This window comes from Streptococcus suis (assembly GCF_002964575.1).
In the GTDB taxonomy this organism is placed as follows: domain Bacteria; phylum Bacillota; class Bacilli; order Lactobacillales; family Streptococcaceae; genus Streptococcus; species Streptococcus suis_R.
Genome location: NZ_POQQ01000023.1, coordinates 1 through 638 on the forward strand (window position 1 = coordinate 1; position 638 = coordinate 638).

The 638-nt window shown below is 39.8% G+C and carries 1 pseudogene; it reads right to left on the reverse strand.

Annotation, left to right across the window (positions count from 1 at the left end):
- Positions 1-420: 420 nt before the first annotated feature.
- Positions 421-638: pseudogene (locus C1E58_RS12305) on the reverse strand (replication initiation protein); the annotation flags it as partial.

Genomic DNA, 638 nt, shown 5'->3' on the forward strand with positions numbered 1-638 from the left:
GAACCCCTTATTTACAATATACTACTCTTAAAATCCTCTTGCAACTACTAACTAAACAATACTTTCAGTTAGGCGGTTTTAATTTTGGAAGTTGTGATATAATCAATAGGTCGCAACACCAAGTTAGCGCTAGCTAAGGAGGTGAGACTTTTATGCTACACACATTTCTTGAGCTTGTTTTGCTACCGTTGCTTGTCAGCGTAGTTGCAGAACTTATTACGGAGTGGCTAGTCCGTAAGTGGCGAAACAAATGCGACAAATAATCTAGCCTGCGTGCCTTGAGCAAGCACAAAAAAACACCCTTGGCTGCAACCGTGGGTGTTTTCTTTATGCTTACATCTCTTGAACTTTTAAGCACCTTTAGTGTAACACACAAGGCTCATTTTGTCACGTAACACGAAGCAACTCGCTCCGCTATCATTAGTTCTCTAAAAAATCATATATGTTCATTTGGAGTTCGCCCATATCTGATGAACCACTTTGACGTCGATCGATAAGGGTCATCTCATATCCCTCCACTTTTCTCCCATTCATAATTGTTTCTAAATATACCTCTATTCCTAATTTTTTCTCTAATTCCTCTATCCCTTTGACTAAGCAGTTTCTCTTGAAGATAGCTGGAGACATACGTCTAGCGG